This is a genomic window from Austwickia chelonae NBRC 105200 (assembly GCF_000298175.1).
GTDB lineage: Bacteria > Actinomycetota > Actinomycetes > Actinomycetales > Dermatophilaceae > Austwickia > Austwickia chelonae.
In genome coordinates this window covers 182627-200886 of the sequence record NZ_BAGZ01000005.1, presented here as the reverse complement: position 1 = coordinate 200886, position 18260 = coordinate 182627, and the positions used below count along the sequence as shown (strand labels likewise).

Below are 18260 nucleotides of genomic sequence, written 5' to 3'. Positions count from 1 at the left end.
AAGGTGACCCGCATGCTCGTCGTCGAAGCGGACGGGGGTTCGCGTGGCAATCCCGGTGTTGCCGGTTACGGCGCACTGGTCCGCGATGCGGAGACCGGCCGTGTTCTGAGAGAACGCGCGGAGCCTCTCGGCAAAGCCAGCAACAATGTCGCCGAATATTCAGGACTGATCGCAGGCCTCCAGGCTGCTGCGGAGGTGGATCCTGCTGCCGATGTCGATGTGCGGATGGATTCCAAACTGGTCGTAGAGCAGATGTCCGGCCGATGGAAGATCAAACATGAGGACATGCGACGGCTCGCCGACGAAGCACGCCTGCTCGTGGCTGCCCGAAAAACGGCGGGTGGGAAGGTCACATTCGCCTGGATCCCCCGAGAGAGGAACAAAGCTGCTGACGCGTTGTCGAATGTGGCCATGGACGGGAAAAGCGTCGACCGGGTCCACTCTTCGTCGGATCAGCGCGAGAAATGCATCCCGCTGGAGGATGTGGCCGGTTCCGACGAAATCGTGGTGTCACGGCCCGAAGGTCGGAGCGCAGCAGCACAAGCCGCTCGGGATGCTGTTCGTGCGCACAGAGACGCCGAACCCGATCTCGCCCCGCCGACTCAGATTTTCCTGGTTCGACATGGGATCACCGAGTCGAACAGTGCCGGGCTTCTGGATGGCCGCGGCGGCAGCGATGCGCCTTTGACCTCAGAAGGTAGGCAGCAGGCCAGCCTGCTGGCGAAGGCTTTGTCCGGTCGTTTTCTGGACGGTCAGATTCAGATCGTGTCTTCTTCGTTGACGAGAGCGCAACAGACCGGGGCGATCATCGCCGCGGAATTCGGTGTGCCCTTGACCACCGACGGCAGATGGGACGAACAACACTTCGGCGATTGGGAGGGATACACGGTCGCTAGGGCGTGCCGTGAAGACAGCGACGCGTATGAAGCTTTACGCCGCGACCCCTCGTACGCCCGACCGGGGGGAGAATCCCGCGCGCAGCTGGCCGCTCGGGTTCTCGAATCCTACGAAGCGCTCACCTCCGGACCGGAGACCCAGGGAAAGGCCGTGGTGGTGGTGAGTCACCGCGCCGCCATGCTGACGGTGTTGGACCATGTTCTGGGCCTGAGATCTCCCTGGTCCTTGACCCTGGCCCCGGCGTCGTTGACCAGACTACGTCGTTGGCAAGACGGGGTTTGTGCGATCGACGTCGTCAACGACACCCATCACCTCCGGTTTTCCTGACGGGTCCGGTATCGTCAGCCTCCGACGAGTTCTTCTCAGCTCGGACGGTGCACGTCTAGCAGCCACGGGGCCCGAGATCGGGTCGGAGCTGTGAGCCACAGGTCGAAATGACCCGAAAGGTGAGTGGCAAGGTCGGCCGGGGCCTCCGCATCGATCCCGCATTCACAGATCGCTCGGGCCACGAGACCGCGGGCGTATTTGGCATGATGTGACGCCCCGGGTACTCGTACCTGAACCCATCTGTCTGCTAACTCTGCATCGACCGGCCACGCCGCCTGGTAGACCGCTGAGCGGCAGTCCACGACGACACCCCGTGTGGCGACAGGCGCGAGCGCGTTCTGCAGTGGTTCCCGCCATACTCGGGCGAGCTTAGGTAACCCGGGAAGAGAACCTCCGATGGACAACCTGTACGGAGCGACCCGGTCGGTCAGCCGCAGAGCTCCGTAGAGCGCAGAAGCGACAACGACCCATCGCGTTGCTCGACGCCGCGCAGCCGAGTCGAGGGAATCCAGGTCCAAGGCGTCGTACAACACCCCGGAATACAGCTCAGCGACCGGTAGCGCAGGATTTTCCTCGAGCCGTAGATTACGCGCCAGCTCGTCAGCAAGTGATGGACCTAACTTCAGCAAGGACAAGGCATCCGGCCTGGCACTCGTATCGATCAGGGCGGACAAGATCTTTTCGCGAGTGGGCGTGAGCGAGGGGAAGGACAACTTTGTGAGGTCCATGGGTCGTCCTCGCTTGCTCGCGGACTTCCCTTCTGACGGCGGTAGCAGGATGAGCACGTCGGACATGCTACGTCGTGGTGCTGGAACGCCCTTCTCTGCTGGGAGGATAGTTCCATGGCAGCGGGACGACACCAAGAGAAGGACTCCGCGGACAACTGCATCCGAAGAGAACATCGTCGACGTTTCGAATGCGCTGGCAAGAGCAAAGGCAGCCAAGAGGCACCCACCGCCATCCGTCGGGCCTCGCCGCGTTGGCGAGAAACTATCGCTGAACTGCCTTTTCCTGCGGTGGTCGCCACCGACCTCGACGGAACTTTGCTGAATTCGCAAGGCTTCGTCTCTGATTTCACCAGGCGGATCTTCGAGCAGTATGTGGCCGCAGGTGGAGTCCACGTCATGGTGACTGCTCGTCCGCCACGTTGGTTGTCCGCCGTGGCGGACATGGTCGAACCTGGGGGCGTCATCCTGTCGGGTAACGGAGCCTTCGTCGTGTATGCAGGATCAGGGGAAGTGATCGATGCTCAGGTGTTCTCCAAGGAAGGTGCCGTGAACGTCGTCCGTTCGCTCCGTTCCGCGCTGCCCGCTGTGAGTTTGGCTGTGGAAACGGCAGGGTGCATCGTGCGTGAGGAGACATTCGTGACTGATATCGGTGATGACTCGGGCACGGTAGTCGAGGACATCGGAGGATGGCTCTCCTCCGAGAACGCAAGACCCGTGGGAAAGCTCGTCGGCCGGTGCCCTGAGCTGGATCAGGACACTCTGTACCGCAGGGCTGAGGATGCAGTGGGCGTCGACGGATGCCTCGCCTATTCCGGGGCGGTCGGACTACTGGAGATCACTGCTCCGCAGGCGACGAAGTCACGTGCCTTGAGTGAATGGTGTGAACAGCGAGGTTTTTCGGCTTCGCAGGTATGGGCTTTCGGAGATATGCCGAACGACCTGTCGATGCTCTCCTGGGCCGGAACCGCTTTCGCGCCGGCCAATGCTCATAGACAGGTCACCGAGTGCGTGACGGCGGTCGTTCCTCATCACGACGACGACGGGGTGGCTCAAGCCGTAGCCGAGGCCTTGCGTACCTGGTCGTCCGGAAGATGACCGTATACGCATAGAAGCGAACGTATGCGTACACTGTTGACGCGGATGAGTCGGCCAGGCGGTCGCGTCGGCAGCCACCCCCGGTATAAACCGGTAGGGTCTGCCGCCGAGGAACGTCCGGGCTCCACAGGGCAGGGTGGTGGCTAACGGCCACCCGGGGTGACCCGCGGGACAGTGCCACAGAGAATAGACCGCCTGTTCTCCTCCGGTGACCCGGAGAAGAACAGGTAAGGGTGAAACGGTGTGTGTAAGAGACCACCAGCACGCCAGGTGACTGGCGTGGCTTGGTAAACCCCACCCGGAGCAAGACCAGACAGTGCACGTTAGAGGGCTGCCCGCCCGAGTGCACGGGTAGGTCGCTAGAGGTGCCTGGCAACAGTCACCCGAGATGGATGGCCGCTCATGACAGAACCCGGCGTACAGGCCGACTCATCCGCCTAGCCTGTACGCCGAACCGATCATCTGTTCACCTGTCTGTTCCTCCAGGTGTTCACCAGGACGTGTGGCGTGGACGCCCTTCGTCATATCCAGCGGCGCCCTGGAGCCCAACAACAGCTCGAGAGTGGAAGTCTCCGATAGAGGTGGCCCCGGCGTAGGTGAATGCGCTGCGTACACCGGAGACGATCTGGTCCAATACATCCTCGACCCCAGGGCGTTGCGGGTCCAGATACATCTTGGAACTGGAGATGCCCTCTTCGAAGAGCGCCGAGCGTGCGCGGGAGAAAGCATCTGCTTCCCTGGTCCGGTTGCGGACTGCACGTGCAGAGGCCATTCCGAAGCTCTCTTTGTACAGACGCCCGTTCGCATCACGGATCAGATCGCCCGGGGACTCGTACGTCCCGGCGAACCATGATCCGATCATGACGCTTGCCGCACCGGCAGCCAGCCCGAGAGCGACATCCCGGGGGTACTTGACCCCGCCGTCGGCCCACACCGTGGCGCCGCATTCCTTCGCCGCCGCTGCACATTCCAGGACCGCAGAGAATTGCGGACGTCCGACCCCGGTCATCATGCGGGTGGTGCACATCGCTCCCGGCCCTACCCCGACCTTGATGATGTCGGCACCGGCCTCGGCCAGATCCCGGGCGCCCTGCGCTGCCACCACATTGCCGGCTGCGATCGGGATACGCCGCCCGCTCTGGGCCTCGTGGGCATCCCTGGCCTGTCGGGTGAGCGCAAGCGCCTCCAGCATCCTTCCCTGATGCCCGTGCGCGGTGTCCACCACGAGGACATCGACTCCGTAGGAGAGCAGGCGGGAAGCTTTTTCTGCCACGTCGCCGTTGATCCCCACCGCGGCGCCGACCATGAGCCGACCCTCCGGATCGACCGCAGGCGAGTAGATCGTGGAACGGAGGATGCCCTTCCGGGTAAGGACACCGAGCAGCCGGTCGTCCTCGACAACAGGCGCCAGGTCGAGATGACGGACGCTGAGCTCGTCGAAAGCGGCGCTCAGATCAGTAACGGGGGAGAGCGTCACCAGGTCGTGACTCATGATCTCTCCGACCGTGGCGAAACGGTCCACGTCCTCGCAGTCGCTCTCGGTGACGATACCCACCGGACGTCCGTCGTCGACGACCACTGCTGCACCGTGCGAGCGCTTACCGATGAGAGCCAAGACCTCCGCGACCGGGGCCTGCGGAGTGATGACGATCGGAGATTCGAAGACAGGATGCGCCGCTTTGACCTCGGTCACAGTCTGTTCGACCGCTGAAGCGGCGATGTCCTGCGGGATGATGGCGACTGCGCCGCGTCGAGCGACTGTCTCGGCCATACGGCGTCCGGCCACTGCCGTCATGTTCGCGACGACGACGGGGACAGAGGTGCCCACACCGTCAGGAGTCGTCAGATCGACGTCGAGTCGTGAAGCGACCTCGGACCGCGAGGGGACCATGAAGACGTCGTTGTAGGTCAGGTCGTACGCAGGCTTCTGCCCATTGAGGAAATCCACCAGATCATGGTAAAGGCTTGCTGGTGTAGTTGCCTTTCTGCGCAGTTCAGGAGGGTGACGTCCCGATGTGGAGGTTCTCTTCCGCAGGCTTTCTCTCCCCCCTAGGCTGGGGGAATGTTGGTGACACATCTAGGACACTCATGTTTGCTCGTGGAAATCGCGGAGCGACGTCTTCTGGTGGACCCAGGAACGTTCACCCCCGGCTTTGAGGAACTCACTGATATCGACGCCGTGCTGGTGACCCATCAGCACCCGGACCATCTGGACCAGGAGCGTCTTCCCTACCTGCTGCGGAGAAATACTGGTGCACGGCTCCTGAGCGACCCGGAGACCGCGGCCCAACTGCGAGAACACCGGTTCGACGTGGACGAACTACCTTCACGTCTGCTCTGGAAGTTCGGTGACGTCGAAGTGAGACCGCATCTCGGTGCTCATGCGGTGATCCACGCCGACATGCCCAGGATCGGTAACACCGGTCTGACGCTGTCCGCTCCTGGCGGGATGTCGCTCTTCCATCCAGGTGATGCGTTGGACATCGATCCCGGATCGGTCGATGTCGTAGCGGTACCGGTCAATGCGCCTTGGTGTGCCATGAAGGAGAGCGTCGATTTCGTTCGGAGGCTTGCGCCGAGCATGTTCATCCCGATCCATGATGGCCTTCTCGCGCCACGAGGACGACAGCTGTACGTCGGACAGATCGATCGCCTGGCCGGTGAAGAAGTCTCTCTATGTGACCTGGCGGGGCGGGGCCCGGTCGATCTGACCTGCTGTCGCAGCTGATCGACCGGACCGGGGATCACACCGCTGAGCGGCTCCGTTGTGTGGCAAACCAGGCTGCGCCCACGATTCCGGCTGAATTGCGCAGGGCGGCCGGGATGACCGGCGCCGCCAGTTCGAGCAGCGGAAGGAACTTGTCAGCACGTCGGCTGACGCCTCCTCCGACGACGATCAGGTCGGGGGACAGCAGCATCTCGATATGGGAAAAATACCGTTGGAGCCGTCCCGACCATTCAGGCCAGTCGAGATCTTCCCGATCGCGGACGGCAGCCGAAGCTCTACTCTCCGCGTCGTGCCCGTCGATCTCCAGATGGCCCAGCTCGGTGTTGGGCACGAGGACGCCGTCGACCATGAGCGCAGTTCCGATGCCTGTTCCCAAAGTGGCGAGAAAAACAGTTCCGGGAACATCTTTCGCTGCGCCGTAGTGCATCTCGGCGACACCTGCGGCGTCGGCGTCGTTCAGGACGCAGACCGGCCGACCTAACCGTTCACTGAAGAGATGTTCGACGTCGACACCGATCCATGACTTGTCGATATTCGCGGCCGAGTACATGACCCCGCGACGGACGATACCGGGAATGGTAATCCCCACAGGAGAATCCCCGGTCTGGGATTCGAAGGATGCCGCAACTTGAGCCACTACCTCCGCCACGGCATGTGGGGTCGCCGGCCGGGGGGTATCAATGCGCAGGCGTTCGGTCGTCAGAGCGCCTGTCTCGAGTTCCACCGGCGCGCCTTTGACCCCGCTACCACCGATATCGATACCGAGAGGGTGTGTGAGCCTGACCATCATCGGTCCTTTCTACGCGCCGGTCGAAACCGAGCAGAGGGCAAACAGGATCAGGGGAGGGTGAGGATCTCGGCCCCACCCGCGGTGACCAGAATCGTGTGCTCGAACTGGGCCGAACGGCGCAGGTCAGCGGTGACTACTGTCCAGTCGTCGTCCCACAGGTTCCAATCCGGTGTGCCGAGATTGAGCATCGGTTCGATGGTAAAGGTCATGCCTTCTTCGAGCACGGTGGCGTACTCGGGAGCTGCATCGTAGTGCGGCACGATCAGGCCGGAGTGGAAGACTGTTCCGATGCCGTGCCCGGTGTAGTCCCGGACGACGCCGTAGCCGAAACGTTTGGCGTAGCTCTCGATCACCCGGCCGATCACGTTGAGCTCTCGTCCCGGCCGGACCGCCTTGATCCCCCGACGGAGTGATTCTCGGGTGACTTCGACAAGTTGGGCGGACTCTTCGTCGATCTCGCCGACCGCGAACGTGGCGTTCGTGTCGCCGTGGACCCCGTGGATGAAACAGGTGACGTCAAGGTTGACGATGTCCCCTTCGCGGAGGGGACGATCGTCGGGGATGCCGTGGCAGACGACCTCGTTGACCGAGGTACACAGTGACTTCGGAAAGCCTCGGTAGTGGAGGGGTGAGGGATAGGCGCCGTGGTCGCAGAGGAACTCGTGGACGACCTTGTCCAACTCGTCGGTGGTGACACCGGGAGCGACTGCAGCCCCACCGAGTTGGAGCGCCTGAGCGGCCAGACGGCCTGCGAGACGCATCTTCTCGATCGTCTCCGCGTCCTTGATCTCCGTGCCCTCGAAAGGGGCAGGAGCAGGTTTGCCGACGTATTCGGGCCGGGCGATATGGGCAGGAACCGGCCGCGTGGGTCCGATCCGTCCAGGCAGCAAGGGCGTGAACTCAGGGATGCTGGGCATGGTGGCGATTGTGTCAAAGATCGCGCGTCACTCGCGCATCGCCGACGATCCCGGTGCGCGAGCAGGACAACAGGGTGCTCTCCGGTTAGCGTGATCCAAAGCTGCGGCACCGGCGGCGAAAAAGACGGCCGGCGCACGCCATTGGACGCCCGCTGTCACGAAGGAGGATACATGTCGTACTGGTACAACCTGCGGACAGGTGAGGTTGAGCAGGACCCGAATACCTCTCGGAAAGCCGATCTGATGGGGCCTTACGACGACGCCGTTACGGCTGAGCATGCTCTGGACAGAGCTCGCGCGCGCACATTGGCCTGGGACGAAGAGGGCCGTAAGGAAGCTGAGCGGGAGGGTGATGACGGCTCCGGGGGGATGCTCGGCAAGCTCTGGCGTTGATACGTCCGTTGCGGGGTGGAGAAGGCAGGGCAAGTCCGCCGTCTCCACCCCGCAACGGGTTCTTCAGATCTGGGTCAGACGGTGCATCGCCGCGTCCCAGCGTCGGCTCAGGTCGTCTCGGTCCATCTCGTCGGTGAGCTGTTCATGGCGCAGGGTCAGGAGGGTGCCCTCTCCTTCCGGTTCCATCTGAAGGTCGACCATGGTCTTCGGTGCCTCCGCATCAGCATGCCAGGACACGCGGACCTGCTGTTCTGGGTGGTAGCTGCGGGTAACGCCGTAGGTCCCGTCGGCAGCATGCCAAGAATCTCCTTTGCCGCCCAGCATGGCGCCTTCGCCGAGGAAAGCTTCGATACCTTCCCGTTGGGTCAGACGCTCCCATACCTCTCCGATGGGACGGGGTACGTGTTGGACGACCTGGATGGAATCGGTCGGCTTGGCGTCGGCCTCGGCGATCTCGTTCGGAAGAGTCATGTTGTCTCCTCAGATCAATGTCCGCCGGGCAGGTCGCCACGGCGGGAACTGCGCGTGTGATCACCTCATCACTTTCCGGGCCCGGATACAACGGGTTCGGTGAGTTCTGCTGACGAACGGCACGTTTTCGGGTCTGCTTGTCACCGTAAGGTGTCCGCATCGTGGCTGTTCCCGGGGAGTTCTCTCGACCGAGGGGCCTCGCTGCTGCCGGTGTCGGCCCGGATGGGGCAGGATCGAGTCATGGATCGTCAGGAGGAATTCGTTCTGCGCACCCTCGAGGAGCGCGACATCCGTTTCGTGCGGCTGTGGTTCACCGACGTACTGGGAACGTTGAAGTCGGTCGCAGTGGCGCCGGCCGAACTGGAGGGCGCATTCGAGGAGGGTCTCGGGTTCGACGGAAGCGCCATCCAAGGGTTTGCCCGGGTCACCGAGTCGGACATGCTCGTGAAACCGGATCCGGGAACTTTCCAGATCCTTCCCTGGCGGGACAGCCCTCCTGGGACGGCGCGGATGTTCTGCGATGTGCTCCTGCCGGACGGATCGCCCAGTCTGGCCGACCCTCGCTATGTCCTGCGCCGGACGTTGGCTAAGGCCGCCGACATGGGGTTCAGTTTCTACACCCATCCGGAGATTGAGTTCTTTCTCTTCCGTGCGGACACCGAACAAGGACGTCCCCCGGTGCCGATAGACCACGCCGGGTACTTCGATCATGCGGCCCATGCCGCAGGACAGGACTTTCGCAGACGCGCTATCACTATGTTGGAGTCGATGGGGATCTCGGTTGAATTCAGCCATCATGAGGCGGCGCCGGGACAGAACGAGATCGACTTGCGTTACGCCGATGCCCTGTCGACCGCGGACAACATCATGACCTTCCGTACCGTGATCAAGGAGGTTGCTCTGGAACAGGGGGTCTTCGCCTCCTTCATGCCCAAACCCCTGCAGGATGTACCTGGTTCAGGGATGCACACCCATCTCTCGCTCTTCGAGGGAGACAAGAATGTCTTCTACGAAGCTGGTTCCCGCTATCAACTGAGCAAGGTTGCGAGGCAGTTCATCGCCGGTATCCTCCGGCATGGCGCTGAGATCACCGCAGTGACTAATCAGTGGGTCAACAGCTATAAACGTTTGTGGGCCGGAGATGAGGCTCCTGCCTACTTGTGTTGGGGGCACAACAACGGCAGCGCCATGGTCCGGGTGCCCATGTACAAGCCGATGAAGGGAAACAGCACGCGCATCGAAGTGCGTTCTCTCGACCCTGCGTGCAACCCTTATCTCGCTTTTTCTGTATTGCTTTCCGCCGGGTTGAAAGGTATTGAGAACGAGTACGAACTCGGTGAGGAGGCGGAGGACGACGTCTGGAGTCTGACGCCTGCGGAACGAGCTGCTCTGGGTATCGAGCCCTTGCCGACATCACTCCATTCGGCGATCTCGGTGATGGAACGTAGCGAACTGGTCGCGGAGACCTTGGGGGAACAGATCTTCGAGGTCTTCCTGCGGAATAAGCATGCGGAGTGGAAGGAGTATCGCGCGCAGGTCACCCCGGTGGAACTGAACCGACTCCTGCCAGTTTTGTGAGCCTGCGCCGATGGAGAGGCAGAATTCACCGACGGCACACCTGGCACGGCTGGGTTTTCGCGAACCGCGAAAAATCGCTGAGATGTTGGCCAGATCCGAGCTACTCGTGCCGATGTCCGCCGAGGATGGCAACGACCTGCTGCGCGCCTTGGCCCGCACCGCGGACCCGGATCTGGCGGTGCTCGGCGCGATCACTGTTCTGGAGTCCGCAGCTGAAGACGCGCAGGTGTATGTCGAGTTGCTCGAGACGTTGAGGTCCCCGGGAATGCCCCGCGACCGTTTGTTGGGTGTTCTGGGATTTTCCGGTGCGTTGGCGCAGCATCTGACACGGCATCCGGCGCACTGGCGATATGCCGCGTATGCGGGTCTGCCGACTCCGCAGGAATGCACTGATCGTCTGGTTGCTGCGGTCTCGGTGGAAAACAGAGGAGAACGCACTGCTTACGATGCCTTGAGGGTCGCTTATCAGGACCAGATGCTGGCTATCGCCGCACATGACGTGATATGTCCGGAGCCGGGGGAAATCCTGCCTTCGATCGCAGCGGCACTGGCCGATCTGGCGTCGGCTGCTCTCGAAGCGGCACTGGACGTAGCCAGACAGGAACATCCCGAGGCCGCGGACGTCCGGCTCGCGGTGATCGGCATGGGTAAGTGCGGTGGCCGCGAGCTGAACTACATCTCCGACGTCGACGTCATCTTCGTGGCAGAGCCAGGAGCGGGGATGTCGGAAGAGTATGCGTTGTCAGCGGCGACCGTATTGGCTTCGACCCTGATGCGAGCCTGTTCGTCGTCGACAGCCGAAGGAAGCCTGTGGCAGGTGGACGCCGCGCTGCGACCGGAGGGGAAACAAGGTCCGTTGGTCCGGACACTTGCGAGCCATGTGCGCTACTACCGCCAGTGGGCGAAGACCTGGGAGTTCCAGGCCCTGTTGAAAGCTCGGCCGGTAGCGGGAGATCCCGACTTGGGGCGTGCCTATATGGGCGCGCTGTCGCCCTTGGTGTGGGAGGCCGCAGGTCGTCCGCATTTCGTCGACGACGTCCAGGCGATGCGCCGACGGGTGGAACGGCATGTCCCGGCGGCTGAAGCTCGGCGCCAGCTGAAACTCGGGCCCGGTGGTTTACGCGACATCGAGTTCTGCGTGCAGCTGTTGCAGCTGGTACACGGACGGGCGGACGAGTCGCTGAGGTTGTCGGGCACCTTGGCTGCCTTGGCTGCTCTGTCGGCTGGGGGGTACGTCGGCAGGGAGGACGCTGCACGTCTGGATTCGGCTTATCGATTTCTGCGCTCCTTGGAGCATCGAGTGCAGGTCCATCGGATGCGGCGTACTCATTTGATGCCGACCGGTGAGGTAGATCTGCGACGTTTGGGTCGCTCGATGGGTATGCGAGCAGATCCGGTCCGGGACGTGACAACGGCATGGCAGGAAGAGACGAGGGAGGTTCGCCGGATCCACGAGAAGCTTTTCTATCGCCCGTTGTTGGCCGCCGCTGCCAGATTGTCCTCCGACGATGTCCGGTTGACCCCGGAAGCGGCGAACGAACGTTTGAAGGCCTTGGGGTTCGGGGACCCGGCAGGCGCGATGCGGCATCTTCAGGCCTTGACCCAGGGGGTGAGCCGGACGGCGGCCATTCATCGTCAGCTGCTGCCGGTGATGTTGGGTTGGTTCGCAGATGAGGCGGATCCGGACGCGGGTTTGCTGGCCTATCGTCGGGTGAGCGAATCCCTCGGTGCGACGCCGTGGTACGCAAAGATGCTACGAGATTCCGGAGAGGCCGCTGAGCGGCTGGCCCATGTGCTGGCCCGGAGCCGTTTTGCCGGTGATCTGTTGGTTCGTATCCCGGAGGCGGTCCGACTGCTTGGCGAGCCGGAGGGGCTCCTTCCTCGCCGTCGGGAGTCTCTCGTCTCGACGATGCGTTCGGCGATGGCACGTAAGGACGATGCTGCGGGCGCTGTGGAAGCAGCGAGGGTCATCCGTCGGTTGGAATTGTTCAGGATCGCCGCCGCTGATCTGTCTGGGATCGTCGACGGCGACGCTGCGGGAGAGGCCCTGACCGAGTTGACCGAGGCCTTCCTCGAAGCGACGTTGGGCGCGGTGGTCCATTGGTGGGGAGAAGAGCCGGGCAGACCGTTTCCTGCGGATGTCGCGGTGATCGGTATGGGACGTCTCGGAGGGTACGAGATGGGCTACGGGTCCGATGCCGATGTTCTCTTCGTGCACCGGGCGCATCAGGGGGTCCTGGAACAGGCGGCCTGTGACGCGGTTTCTGCCGTGGTGGTCGAGCTACGTCGAATGTTGGCTCTTCCAGGGCCCGACCCGAGTCTGGAGATCGATGGGGACCTGCGACCTGAGGGAAAGTCTGGGCCGTTGTCGCGGACGCTGGACGGATACGAGGGTTACTACTCCCGCTGGGCGCAGCCCTGGGAGTTCCATGCGCTCCTCCGCGCCAGGGTCGTTGCTGGTGATTGCGCTCTCGGTGAGGAATTCATGGCCTTGGTGGATCCGCTGCGGTACCGACCCGAGGGGCTGTCGGGATCTGCGTTGCGCGATATCCGCCGCCTGAAGGCGCGGATGGAGTCTGAGCGGCTTCCGCGTGGCGCCGATCCGAGAACCCACGTGAAGCTGGGGCCCGGGGGGCTGTCCGACGTGGAGTGGACGGTGCAGTTCCTGCAATTGGCCCACGCCGGCGGTTCGCCAGGTCTGCGGACGACCCGCACGAAGGAGGCCTTGTCCGCGGAGGCAGAGGCTGGGTTGTTGTCCGTCGGGGACGCTGAGGTGCTCGGCCAGGCATGGACCGCGGCTTCGCGGATGCGAGACGCCAATCTTCTCTGGAGGGGCCGTGCCAGCGATGTGATTCCGACGGACGTCCGTGATTGCGAAGGTGTCTCACGGATCCTCGGGAGGGACGCGGACCGTGGATTCTCCCTCCGGGACGACCATGTCCGTACGGCGCGGCGTGCCCGCTCGGTGACCGAGCGTGTCTTCTACGGACGTGACGACAGCTGATTCCGTGGTGGAGATCTCCAGTGAATGGCCTTGAGGCGGTGCGCATTCGGTGTGAGGCTCCTGGCGACGTAACCTTGGGGACCATGGACGGGGGCTCTCCCGTCGGTGCGACTGGAGGTAGACCATGACCGTGCGCGTATATCTGCTGGATGATCACGAGATCGTGCGGCGAGGTCTACGTGAACTCTTGGAGCTCGAACAGGACATCGAGATCGTGGGTGAGTCGAGCTCGGCTGAGGAAGCCGAACGACGTATTCCTGCGCTCCGTCCCGATGTCGCCATCCTGGATGCCAGGCTTCCCGATGGCTCAGGTATCGAGGTCTGTCGCCATGTGCGCGCCGTCGACCCGACGATCGCCGGCCTGATCCTGACATCTTTCGACGACGAGCGGGCCCTGGCTTCGGCGGTCCTGGCAGGGGCCGCCGGATACTTGTTGAAAGACATCCACGGATCTGATCTCGTCGAGGTTGTCCGTGCTGTGGCACGTGGTGAGCGGTTGCTCAGCGACGAGGACATCGCAGGATTCCAAGAATCCTTGAGCCTGCCGGTCACCACGGATCCTCGCCTCCGGAGTCTCACCCCTCAGGAGCGTCGGATCCTTCTCCACGTCGCGCAGGGAATGACCAATCGCCAAATCGGTCAGGAGCTCTTCCTGGCCGAGAAGACCGTGAAGAATTACATCACTGCGGTGTTGGCCAAGCTGGGCATGGAGCGACGCACCCAGGCTGCGGTCTTTGCAGCAACGCATGCCGACCAGCTCCAGGAACGCCCCTGAGGTTATTCCCTGACCACCGCAGGACGCGAAATGGTGCTGTTGAACGCATGAAACGACCGCTCGTCGCGCCCATGAGGGTCGCTCGGCGCATCCGCCCAGAGTACCTGCTGTCAGGGGACTTTGGGCCTTGCCCAGCCCTTCTGCCCCGACCAATCATGTTCCCATGACGACGACTAGGTGGCCGCATCATTCGGCCAGGAGGCCCTCCGTGGGCGATGTCGTCGCCGGCCTACTCGCAGGCGATGGATCAACGTCTGCCGTAGCGCGCGCTGCTGTGCGAGAAGCAGTCTCCCGAGGCGCGCGCGTGCGATTCCTCCAGGTATTACCCAGCGGGTTGACTCCGGAGGAACGCGCTGCCTGTGACGAATCCACCTTTGCCGCTGCCTTGCGGGCCCTGCGTGAGGCGCCTCGCCTTCCGGTCACCTTCGAAGTGGTCGATGGTGATCCTGGCGAGATTCTCTGCTCACGGAGCGCTACCGCCAGTGTGCTTGTCGTGGGGCATGATCTTCCGGGTGAGGAACACGGCGTCGCGAACTACTGTTTCACCCACGCCGAATGCGATGTGCTGACCGTCCACCCTGAAACGGCGAGTCGGATTCCTCGATAACGGAAATTGAGATCATCCTGTTCAGACTGCATGGCGGCTGCTGTCCCGGTTCGAAGCCGCCGAGGCAGGGGAGTAGCTCGTGGTTCGTTACCATCGACAGGTGAGTGACCTCGAGGAATCTAGGCCGGCCCACGCGCTGGCGCGTGTCGCAGCTCTCGACATCGATGATCTGCTCGCAGAGATCAGGGCACGCGCCGCGGGGGCGCAGGAGTCTCAGGAGCGTCTGGCAGGTCTGCTTGACGCGGTGGTCGCGGTAAGTTCCAACCTGGATCTCCCCACAGTGCTGTCCCAGATCGTGGCCTCGGCGTGCTCCCTGGTCGACGCTAGCTACGGCGCATTGGGCATCATCGACGAGTCCGGTCAACATCTGGTCGAATTCATCACGTACGGAGATATTCCCGGTGGTGTTCAAGGTGAGCTTCCGACCGGACACGGCATTTTAGGGCTGCTGTTACAAGATCCTCGCCCGCAACGAATCGCCAATGTCGCCGAGCATCCTCTCGCTGTCGACGTCCTGCCGCCGGGGCATCCCCCTGTGGACTCCTTTGTAGGTTCTCCGATCCGGGTCCGTGACCACATCTTCGGCAATCTCTATCTCACCCAGAAGCGTGGCGCACCGGCCTTTACCGAGGAAGACGAGCAGTTGATCGTCGCCCTGGCCGCTGCCGCGGGCATTGCCATCGAGAATGCTCAGTTATACCGGCGGGCCAGTCGAAACCGTGACTGGGCGCGGGCAGTCGGTGAACTGACCCAGACGCTGCTGGAAGGGCGGAACGAGCGGGGTGCGCTGGCCCGGATGGTAAAACGGGCGCGTGACTTGGGGGAAGCCCAACTTGCTGTCTTCGCGACAGTGGAGGAGGAGAGCGGTCACCTGGTCATCCAGGCTGCGGACAACGACGGGGAAGGTTCTCCGGCTCTCATCGGTTCGATGCTGAGCAGCCCGCGATGGCGTCTGGTCCTGGCCAACAAAGTTCCCTTGTTGTTGATGATCGATCCGGAGGACCGTCACGTCGGGGAGCTGTCCGCGGACCTTCGGATGAGGGCCGACCTCAGTCCAGATGGTGTCACCGCCATCGTCCCGTTGACTGTGGGCGATGTCGAGGTCGGCATCATTGTTCTGTGCTGGTCAGGGGAGCATCTGCGGAATGCACTGGACACGATGGAGGTCTTGACCCCTTTCGCGGAGCAGATGGGTCTGGCAGTTGAAGCAGCTCGGGCGCAGCGAGCACGTTCACGGACGGCGCTGCTCGAGGACCGAGACCGGATTGCTCGTGACATGCACGATCACGTCATCCAGCGGCTGTACGCAACGGGTCTGTCCTTGCAGTCCGCAGCGCGCCGTGCCGATGGACCGGTGCGGGACAAGATCGATGTGGCGGTGGATGAGCTCGACGCAGCGGTCAAGGATATCCGTCATGCCATCTTCGAATTGCACCATCAGATCCCTGAGGGTGGGCTCGGGCCTGAGCTCGAAGCGATTGTGGAGAGTGCCAGTGAGGGTTTTGGTTTTGTTCCGGATGTGAGTTTCGAGGCGCTGGGCGATATTCCTTTCGAGTACGAAGCCGATGTGTTGGCCGTGGTACGTGAGGCTTTATCGAATATCGTCCGTCATGCCAGGGCGACGGACGCACATGTTTCGGTCGCTGCTGTCGACGACATCGTTATTACGGTGCGAGACAATGGAATCGGTATCCCTGAGGGCGCTGGGCGTTCTGGATTGGTGAATCTGAGGGAACGTGCGGAGGCGCGCGGGGGGACATGCTTCGCCAGCCCGCTGGATCCCAATGGCACCGAGGTGCTGTGGAGGGTTCCACTTCCCGGGCGTTATGCAGCTGCTTCGGAATATCCTGTGACGGTGTAGAGGGATGGTGACTTATCGGGTCACCAGACGATCAGCGCCAACCCGGCCGCCATCCCCCCGCCGAAACCTGCGAGGAAGATCCTGTCACCTGAATGCAGCTCGCCTTCGCGGGCGGCCTGGTCCAAGGTGATTCCCACGGATGCGGCACCGGTATTTCCGTATTTTTCCAGAGTGCGGTGGGTGCGGGCCCCGCTCAGCCCGAGCGTAGGAACGAGTTCGTCCAACATCATGCCGTTGGCCTGATGGGGGATGAAATGATCGACTTCCTGGGGGGAGATTCCCGTTTCGGCGAAGAACGAATCGACAAGAGGGGGAAGCTCCTGGAGGACGAACTCCTTCACCGCTCGTCCCTCCATGGTGAAGTAGGCCAATCCGGTTTCATAATGGGTGTCTTCTGTGGGAAGACGACTCCCTCCAGCCGGGACCATGATCTTGTCGTTCAAAGCGCCGAAAGTATGCAGGCTGGTGGCGAGGACGCCGTGGTTGCTGCCGTCGCTCGGGCCAAGGACGACAGCTCCGGCCCCGTCGCCGAAGAGAATCACGGTACGTCGGTCCCTAGGATTGAGGATCCTGCTATACACATCGGCTCCGATCACCAGACCGTAGCCGCCGGTAGCGGCGATCATGCGAGCCACAGTCGAGCCAGCGAAAACAAAACCACTGCAGACAGCGTTCATGTCGAATCCCGCCGCATGATGCGCCTGGAGATTGTGCTGTACGTAAGCTGCGGTTGGAGGCTGGGGCCGGTCAGGAGTGGATGTGGCCACCACGATGTAGGAGAGTTCGTCAGCGGTGATGCCAGCTGCTTCGAGAGCCCGTCGTCCTGCTTCGGTGGCCATGTCCGAGGTCGCTTCGTTCTCGGCCACCCACCGCCGTTCCCGGATCATGGTCTTGGAACGGATCCAGGCGTCGTCCACGCCTGCCGGGGCACCGACCTCGTCGTTGGTGACGATACGTTCGGGGACATAGGCACCGGTTCCCCATACGGCCACACCCATGATCGTCCTCCTCGTCTCAGATCTGTGTCGGACCACTGTTGCACTGGGTGACCTTCGCTGTTCATCAGGAGAGATGCGGTGATGATCACAGTTTTCGGCAGCAGAGGAGTGTGAAGAGCCCGGCAGCCTGACCTGGATGAGTCGGTCTCCTTGTCGTAAGGCTTTCTCGTCAAATAAAGACCAGGACCGAGGAAGAATCCCTCGAGCAACTACGAGCCTGAAGGCAATTCCCGTACGGCATCGCTGTGGAGGAATCGCGAGATATCACTGCAAAAGATGCGGCTGTAGATCGATAGGGCTACAGAGATGGCATCTCTACAGAAATGGCCTGACGGTTCGGCCCGGTCAAGAACCACTTCGATGAGAAGGGGCTGTCATCGATCTAATCTTCAAATATTCAGATCACAGGAAATTCCGCCTACGACGGGTTCATTTCCCGTCCTTCCTGTTCGTGATGTTCTTCGCCCGGCCAAGCTCGTTCTCGCCCCTGTGTCGCTACCACAGCGCAGATATGCGATCTGCGCGATGCCCTTTTCTGGGTTCTGCCTGCTGTTATCCCTAGACACTTTTCAGGGCTACGGATGTTCGAAGCCGCACTGCTGTGTATAGCAGGCATCGATTTCATGCAGGAAGGGTCTCCCGGCCATCCACTATCCGCAGGAATCGTTAAGACGGAGCGTAGCGGGGCATCTGTTCCGTTTCCCCAGGAATTGTCATCGAGGTTCTCTTCCGAGGTCGCTCGAACAAGTGCGAAGGTACTTCGTCACCTGTCAATAAAGGGAGCCGACCACCCCGAGTGCCCTTGAGCGGTCGGTCCGTGCCGTTCGAGGAGAGATACAGGGACTCTCTGAGAGTTCTCGCTTCCATGACCTGAGGCACCACTTGACCTCACTAGTCATCGGACGGAGCCTGGATGTGAAGCTGGTACGGATTCGCATGCGTCATGCCAATGCCATGACCATGTTGAACACCTACGAGCATCTATGGCCGGATGCGGACGAGTCCGCACGAGCTGCTGTCGCTTCGGTGTTGACAGCTCGTGCGGACTCGTCCGCGAACCCGATCCGTGGTTTAACGTTTTGACCTACTTG

The 18260-nt window shown here is 62.2% G+C and carries 16 protein-coding genes and 1 other RNA gene; 11 read left to right on the top strand and 6 right to left on the bottom strand.

All coding sequences use genetic code 11. The annotated features are described in order from the left end of the window. Window positions 1–12: 12 nt before the first annotated feature. Window positions 13–1224, top strand: coding sequence for a bifunctional RNase H/acid phosphatase (locus AUCHE_RS04175; RefSeq protein WP_006502029.1), 1212 nt, complete (start codon window positions 13–15; stop codon window positions 1222–1224). 35 nt (window positions 1225–1259) lie between these two features. Here AUCHE_RS04175 and AUCHE_RS04170 read toward each other — a convergent pair whose 3' ends face one another. Beyond that, window positions 1260–2018, bottom strand: coding sequence for a YaaA family protein (locus AUCHE_RS04170; protein WP_006502028.1), 759 nt, complete (start codon window positions 2016–2018; stop codon window positions 1260–1262). 48 nt (window positions 2019–2066) lie between these two features. Between AUCHE_RS04170 and AUCHE_RS04165 the strand changes: the two genes are divergently transcribed. Further along, window positions 2067–3047, top strand: coding sequence for an HAD family hydrolase (locus tag AUCHE_RS04165; protein WP_006502027.1), 981 nt, complete (start codon window positions 2067–2069; stop codon window positions 3045–3047). Window positions 3048–3093: 46 nt separating this feature from the next. Continuing rightward, window positions 3094–3483: RNase P RNA component class A (gene rnpB, locus AUCHE_RS15560), an RNA gene on the top strand. A 54-nt stretch (window positions 3484–3537) separates the two neighbouring features. On the opposite strand, the gene AUCHE_RS04160 is transcribed toward rnpB, so the two are convergent. Continuing rightward, window positions 3538–4995, bottom strand: a complete 1458-nt coding sequence (locus AUCHE_RS04160) for a GuaB1 family IMP dehydrogenase-related protein (protein WP_006502026.1) — start codon at window positions 4993–4995, stop codon at window positions 3538–3540. 114 nt (window positions 4996–5109) lie between these two features. Here AUCHE_RS04160 and AUCHE_RS04155 point away from each other — a divergent pair, with 114 nt between their 5' ends. Next, entirely contained in the window at window positions 5110–5775 is a 666-nt protein-coding gene (locus tag AUCHE_RS04155; RefSeq protein ID WP_006502025.1) for an MBL fold metallo-hydrolase, read from the top strand. Window positions 5776–5791: 16 nt separating this feature from the next. Here the strand turns inward: AUCHE_RS04155 and ppgK are convergent, their stop codons facing one another. Together ppgK and map are read right to left on the bottom strand one after the other, a co-directional pair. After that, on the bottom strand, window positions 5792–6562 hold the full coding sequence (ppgK, locus tag AUCHE_RS04150) for a polyphosphate--glucose phosphotransferase (protein WP_040321552.1): 771 nt from the start codon (window positions 6560–6562) through the stop codon (window positions 5792–5794). Window positions 6563–6612: 50 nt separating this feature from the next. Then, window positions 6613–7482: a type I methionyl aminopeptidase gene (map, locus tag AUCHE_RS04145; protein WP_006502023.1), complete on the bottom strand. Its 870-nt coding sequence runs from the start codon at window positions 7480–7482 to the stop codon at window positions 6613–6615. Window positions 7483–7653: 171 nt separating this feature from the next. On the opposite strand from map, the gene AUCHE_RS04140 reads away from it, so the two are divergent. Next, a complete protein-coding gene (locus AUCHE_RS04140) occupies window positions 7654–7875 on the top strand; it encodes a hypothetical protein (protein WP_006502022.1) in 222 nt (73 codons plus the stop codon). A gap of 63 nt (window positions 7876–7938) precedes the next feature. Here AUCHE_RS04140 and AUCHE_RS04135 read toward each other — a convergent pair whose 3' ends face one another. Next, window positions 7939–8346 (bottom strand): SRPBCC family protein, encoded by a 408-nt coding sequence (locus tag AUCHE_RS04135; protein ID WP_006502021.1) that lies wholly within the window; start codon window positions 8344–8346, stop codon window positions 7939–7941. 240 nt (window positions 8347–8586) lie between these two features. Here AUCHE_RS04135 and AUCHE_RS04130 point away from each other — a divergent pair, with 240 nt between their 5' ends. The 5 genes from AUCHE_RS04130 to AUCHE_RS04115 all read left to right on the top strand — a co-directional run bounded on the left by AUCHE_RS04130 (window position 8587) and on the right by AUCHE_RS04115 (window position 16171). Then, the gene (locus tag AUCHE_RS04130; protein WP_006502020.1) at window positions 8587–9924 is read left to right on the top strand and encodes a glutamine synthetase family protein; all 1338 of its coding nucleotides are present in this window, start codon (window positions 8587–8589) and stop codon (window positions 9922–9924) included. A 10-nt stretch (window positions 9925–9934) separates the two neighbouring features. Then, window positions 9935–12928, top strand: a complete 2994-nt coding sequence (locus tag AUCHE_RS04125; RefSeq protein WP_006502019.1) for a bifunctional [glutamine synthetase] adenylyltransferase/[glutamine synthetase]-adenylyl-L-tyrosine phosphorylase — start codon at window positions 9935–9937, stop codon at window positions 12926–12928. Between the two features lie 124 nt (window positions 12929–13052). Next, complete coding sequence (locus tag AUCHE_RS04120; protein ID WP_006502018.1) at window positions 13053–13703, top strand: response regulator; 651 nt, start codon at window positions 13053–13055, stop codon at window positions 13701–13703. Between the two features lie 163 nt (window positions 13704–13866). Beyond that, window positions 13867–14310, top strand: coding sequence for a universal stress protein (locus tag AUCHE_RS16105; RefSeq protein ID WP_081578126.1), 444 nt, complete (start codon window positions 13867–13869; stop codon window positions 14308–14310). Window positions 14311–14410: 100 nt separating this feature from the next. After that, window positions 14411–16171 carry a GAF domain-containing sensor histidine kinase gene (locus AUCHE_RS04115; protein WP_074788470.1) on the top strand — a complete coding sequence of 587 codons (1761 nt, stop codon included), beginning with the start codon at window positions 14411–14413 and terminating at the stop codon, window positions 16169–16171. Between the two features lie 20 nt (window positions 16172–16191). Here AUCHE_RS04115 and AUCHE_RS04110 read toward each other — a convergent pair whose 3' ends face one another. Next, window positions 16192–17169, bottom strand: a complete 978-nt coding sequence (locus AUCHE_RS04110) for a 3-oxoacyl-ACP synthase III family protein (protein WP_006502015.1) — start codon at window positions 17167–17169, stop codon at window positions 16192–16194. Window positions 17170–18084: 915 nt separating this feature from the next. On the opposite strand from AUCHE_RS04110, the gene AUCHE_RS16495 reads away from it, so the two are divergent. After that, window positions 18085–18252 carry a hypothetical protein gene (locus AUCHE_RS16495; RefSeq protein WP_155889034.1) on the top strand — a complete coding sequence of 56 codons (168 nt, stop codon included), beginning with the start codon at window positions 18085–18087 and terminating at the stop codon, window positions 18250–18252. The last annotated feature ends 8 nt before the right edge of the window (window positions 18253–18260 follow it).

What these genes read in the sequence shown, in the direction of transcription:
- AUCHE_RS04130 (WP_006502020.1), top strand. Translation starts at nt 8,587, where the DNA reads ATGGATCGTCAGGAGGAATTCGTTCTGCGCACCCTCGAGGAGCGCGAC.
- AUCHE_RS04175 (WP_006502029.1), top strand. Translation starts at nt 13, where the DNA reads ATGCTCGTCGTCGAAGCGGACGGGGGTTCGCGTGGCAATCCCGGTGTT.
- AUCHE_RS04155 (WP_006502025.1), top strand. Translation starts at nt 5,110, where the DNA reads ATGTTGGTGACACATCTAGGACACTCATGTTTGCTCGTGGAAATCGCG.
- AUCHE_RS04165 (WP_006502027.1), top strand. Translation starts at nt 2,067, where the DNA reads ATGGCAGCGGGACGACACCAAGAGAAGGACTCCGCGGACAACTGCATC.
- AUCHE_RS04170 (WP_006502028.1), bottom strand. Translation starts at nt 2,018, where the DNA reads ATGTCCGACGTGCTCATCCTGCTACCGCCGTCAGAAGGGAAGTCCGCG.
- map (WP_006502023.1), bottom strand. Translation starts at nt 7,482, where the DNA reads ATGCCCAGCATCCCTGAGTTCACGCCCTTGCTGCCTGGACGGATCGGA.
- ppgK (WP_040321552.1), bottom strand. Translation starts at nt 6,562, where the DNA reads ATGGTCAGGCTCACACACCCTCTCGGTATCGATATCGGTGGTAGCGGG.
- AUCHE_RS04125 (WP_006502019.1), top strand. Translation starts at nt 9,935, where the DNA reads ATGGAGAGGCAGAATTCACCGACGGCACACCTGGCACGGCTGGGTTTT.
- AUCHE_RS04140 (WP_006502022.1), top strand. Translation starts at nt 7,654, where the DNA reads ATGTCGTACTGGTACAACCTGCGGACAGGTGAGGTTGAGCAGGACCCG.
- AUCHE_RS04135 (WP_006502021.1), bottom strand. Translation starts at nt 8,346, where the DNA reads ATGACTCTTCCGAACGAGATCGCCGAGGCCGACGCCAAGCCGACCGAT.
- AUCHE_RS04110 (WP_006502015.1), bottom strand. Translation starts at nt 17,169, where the DNA reads ATGGGTGTGGCCGTATGGGGAACCGGTGCCTATGTCCCCGAACGTATC.
- AUCHE_RS04120 (WP_006502018.1), top strand. Translation starts at nt 13,053, where the DNA reads ATGACCGTGCGCGTATATCTGCTGGATGATCACGAGATCGTGCGGCGA.
- AUCHE_RS16105 (WP_081578126.1), top strand. Translation starts at nt 13,867, where the DNA reads ATGACGACGACTAGGTGGCCGCATCATTCGGCCAGGAGGCCCTCCGTG.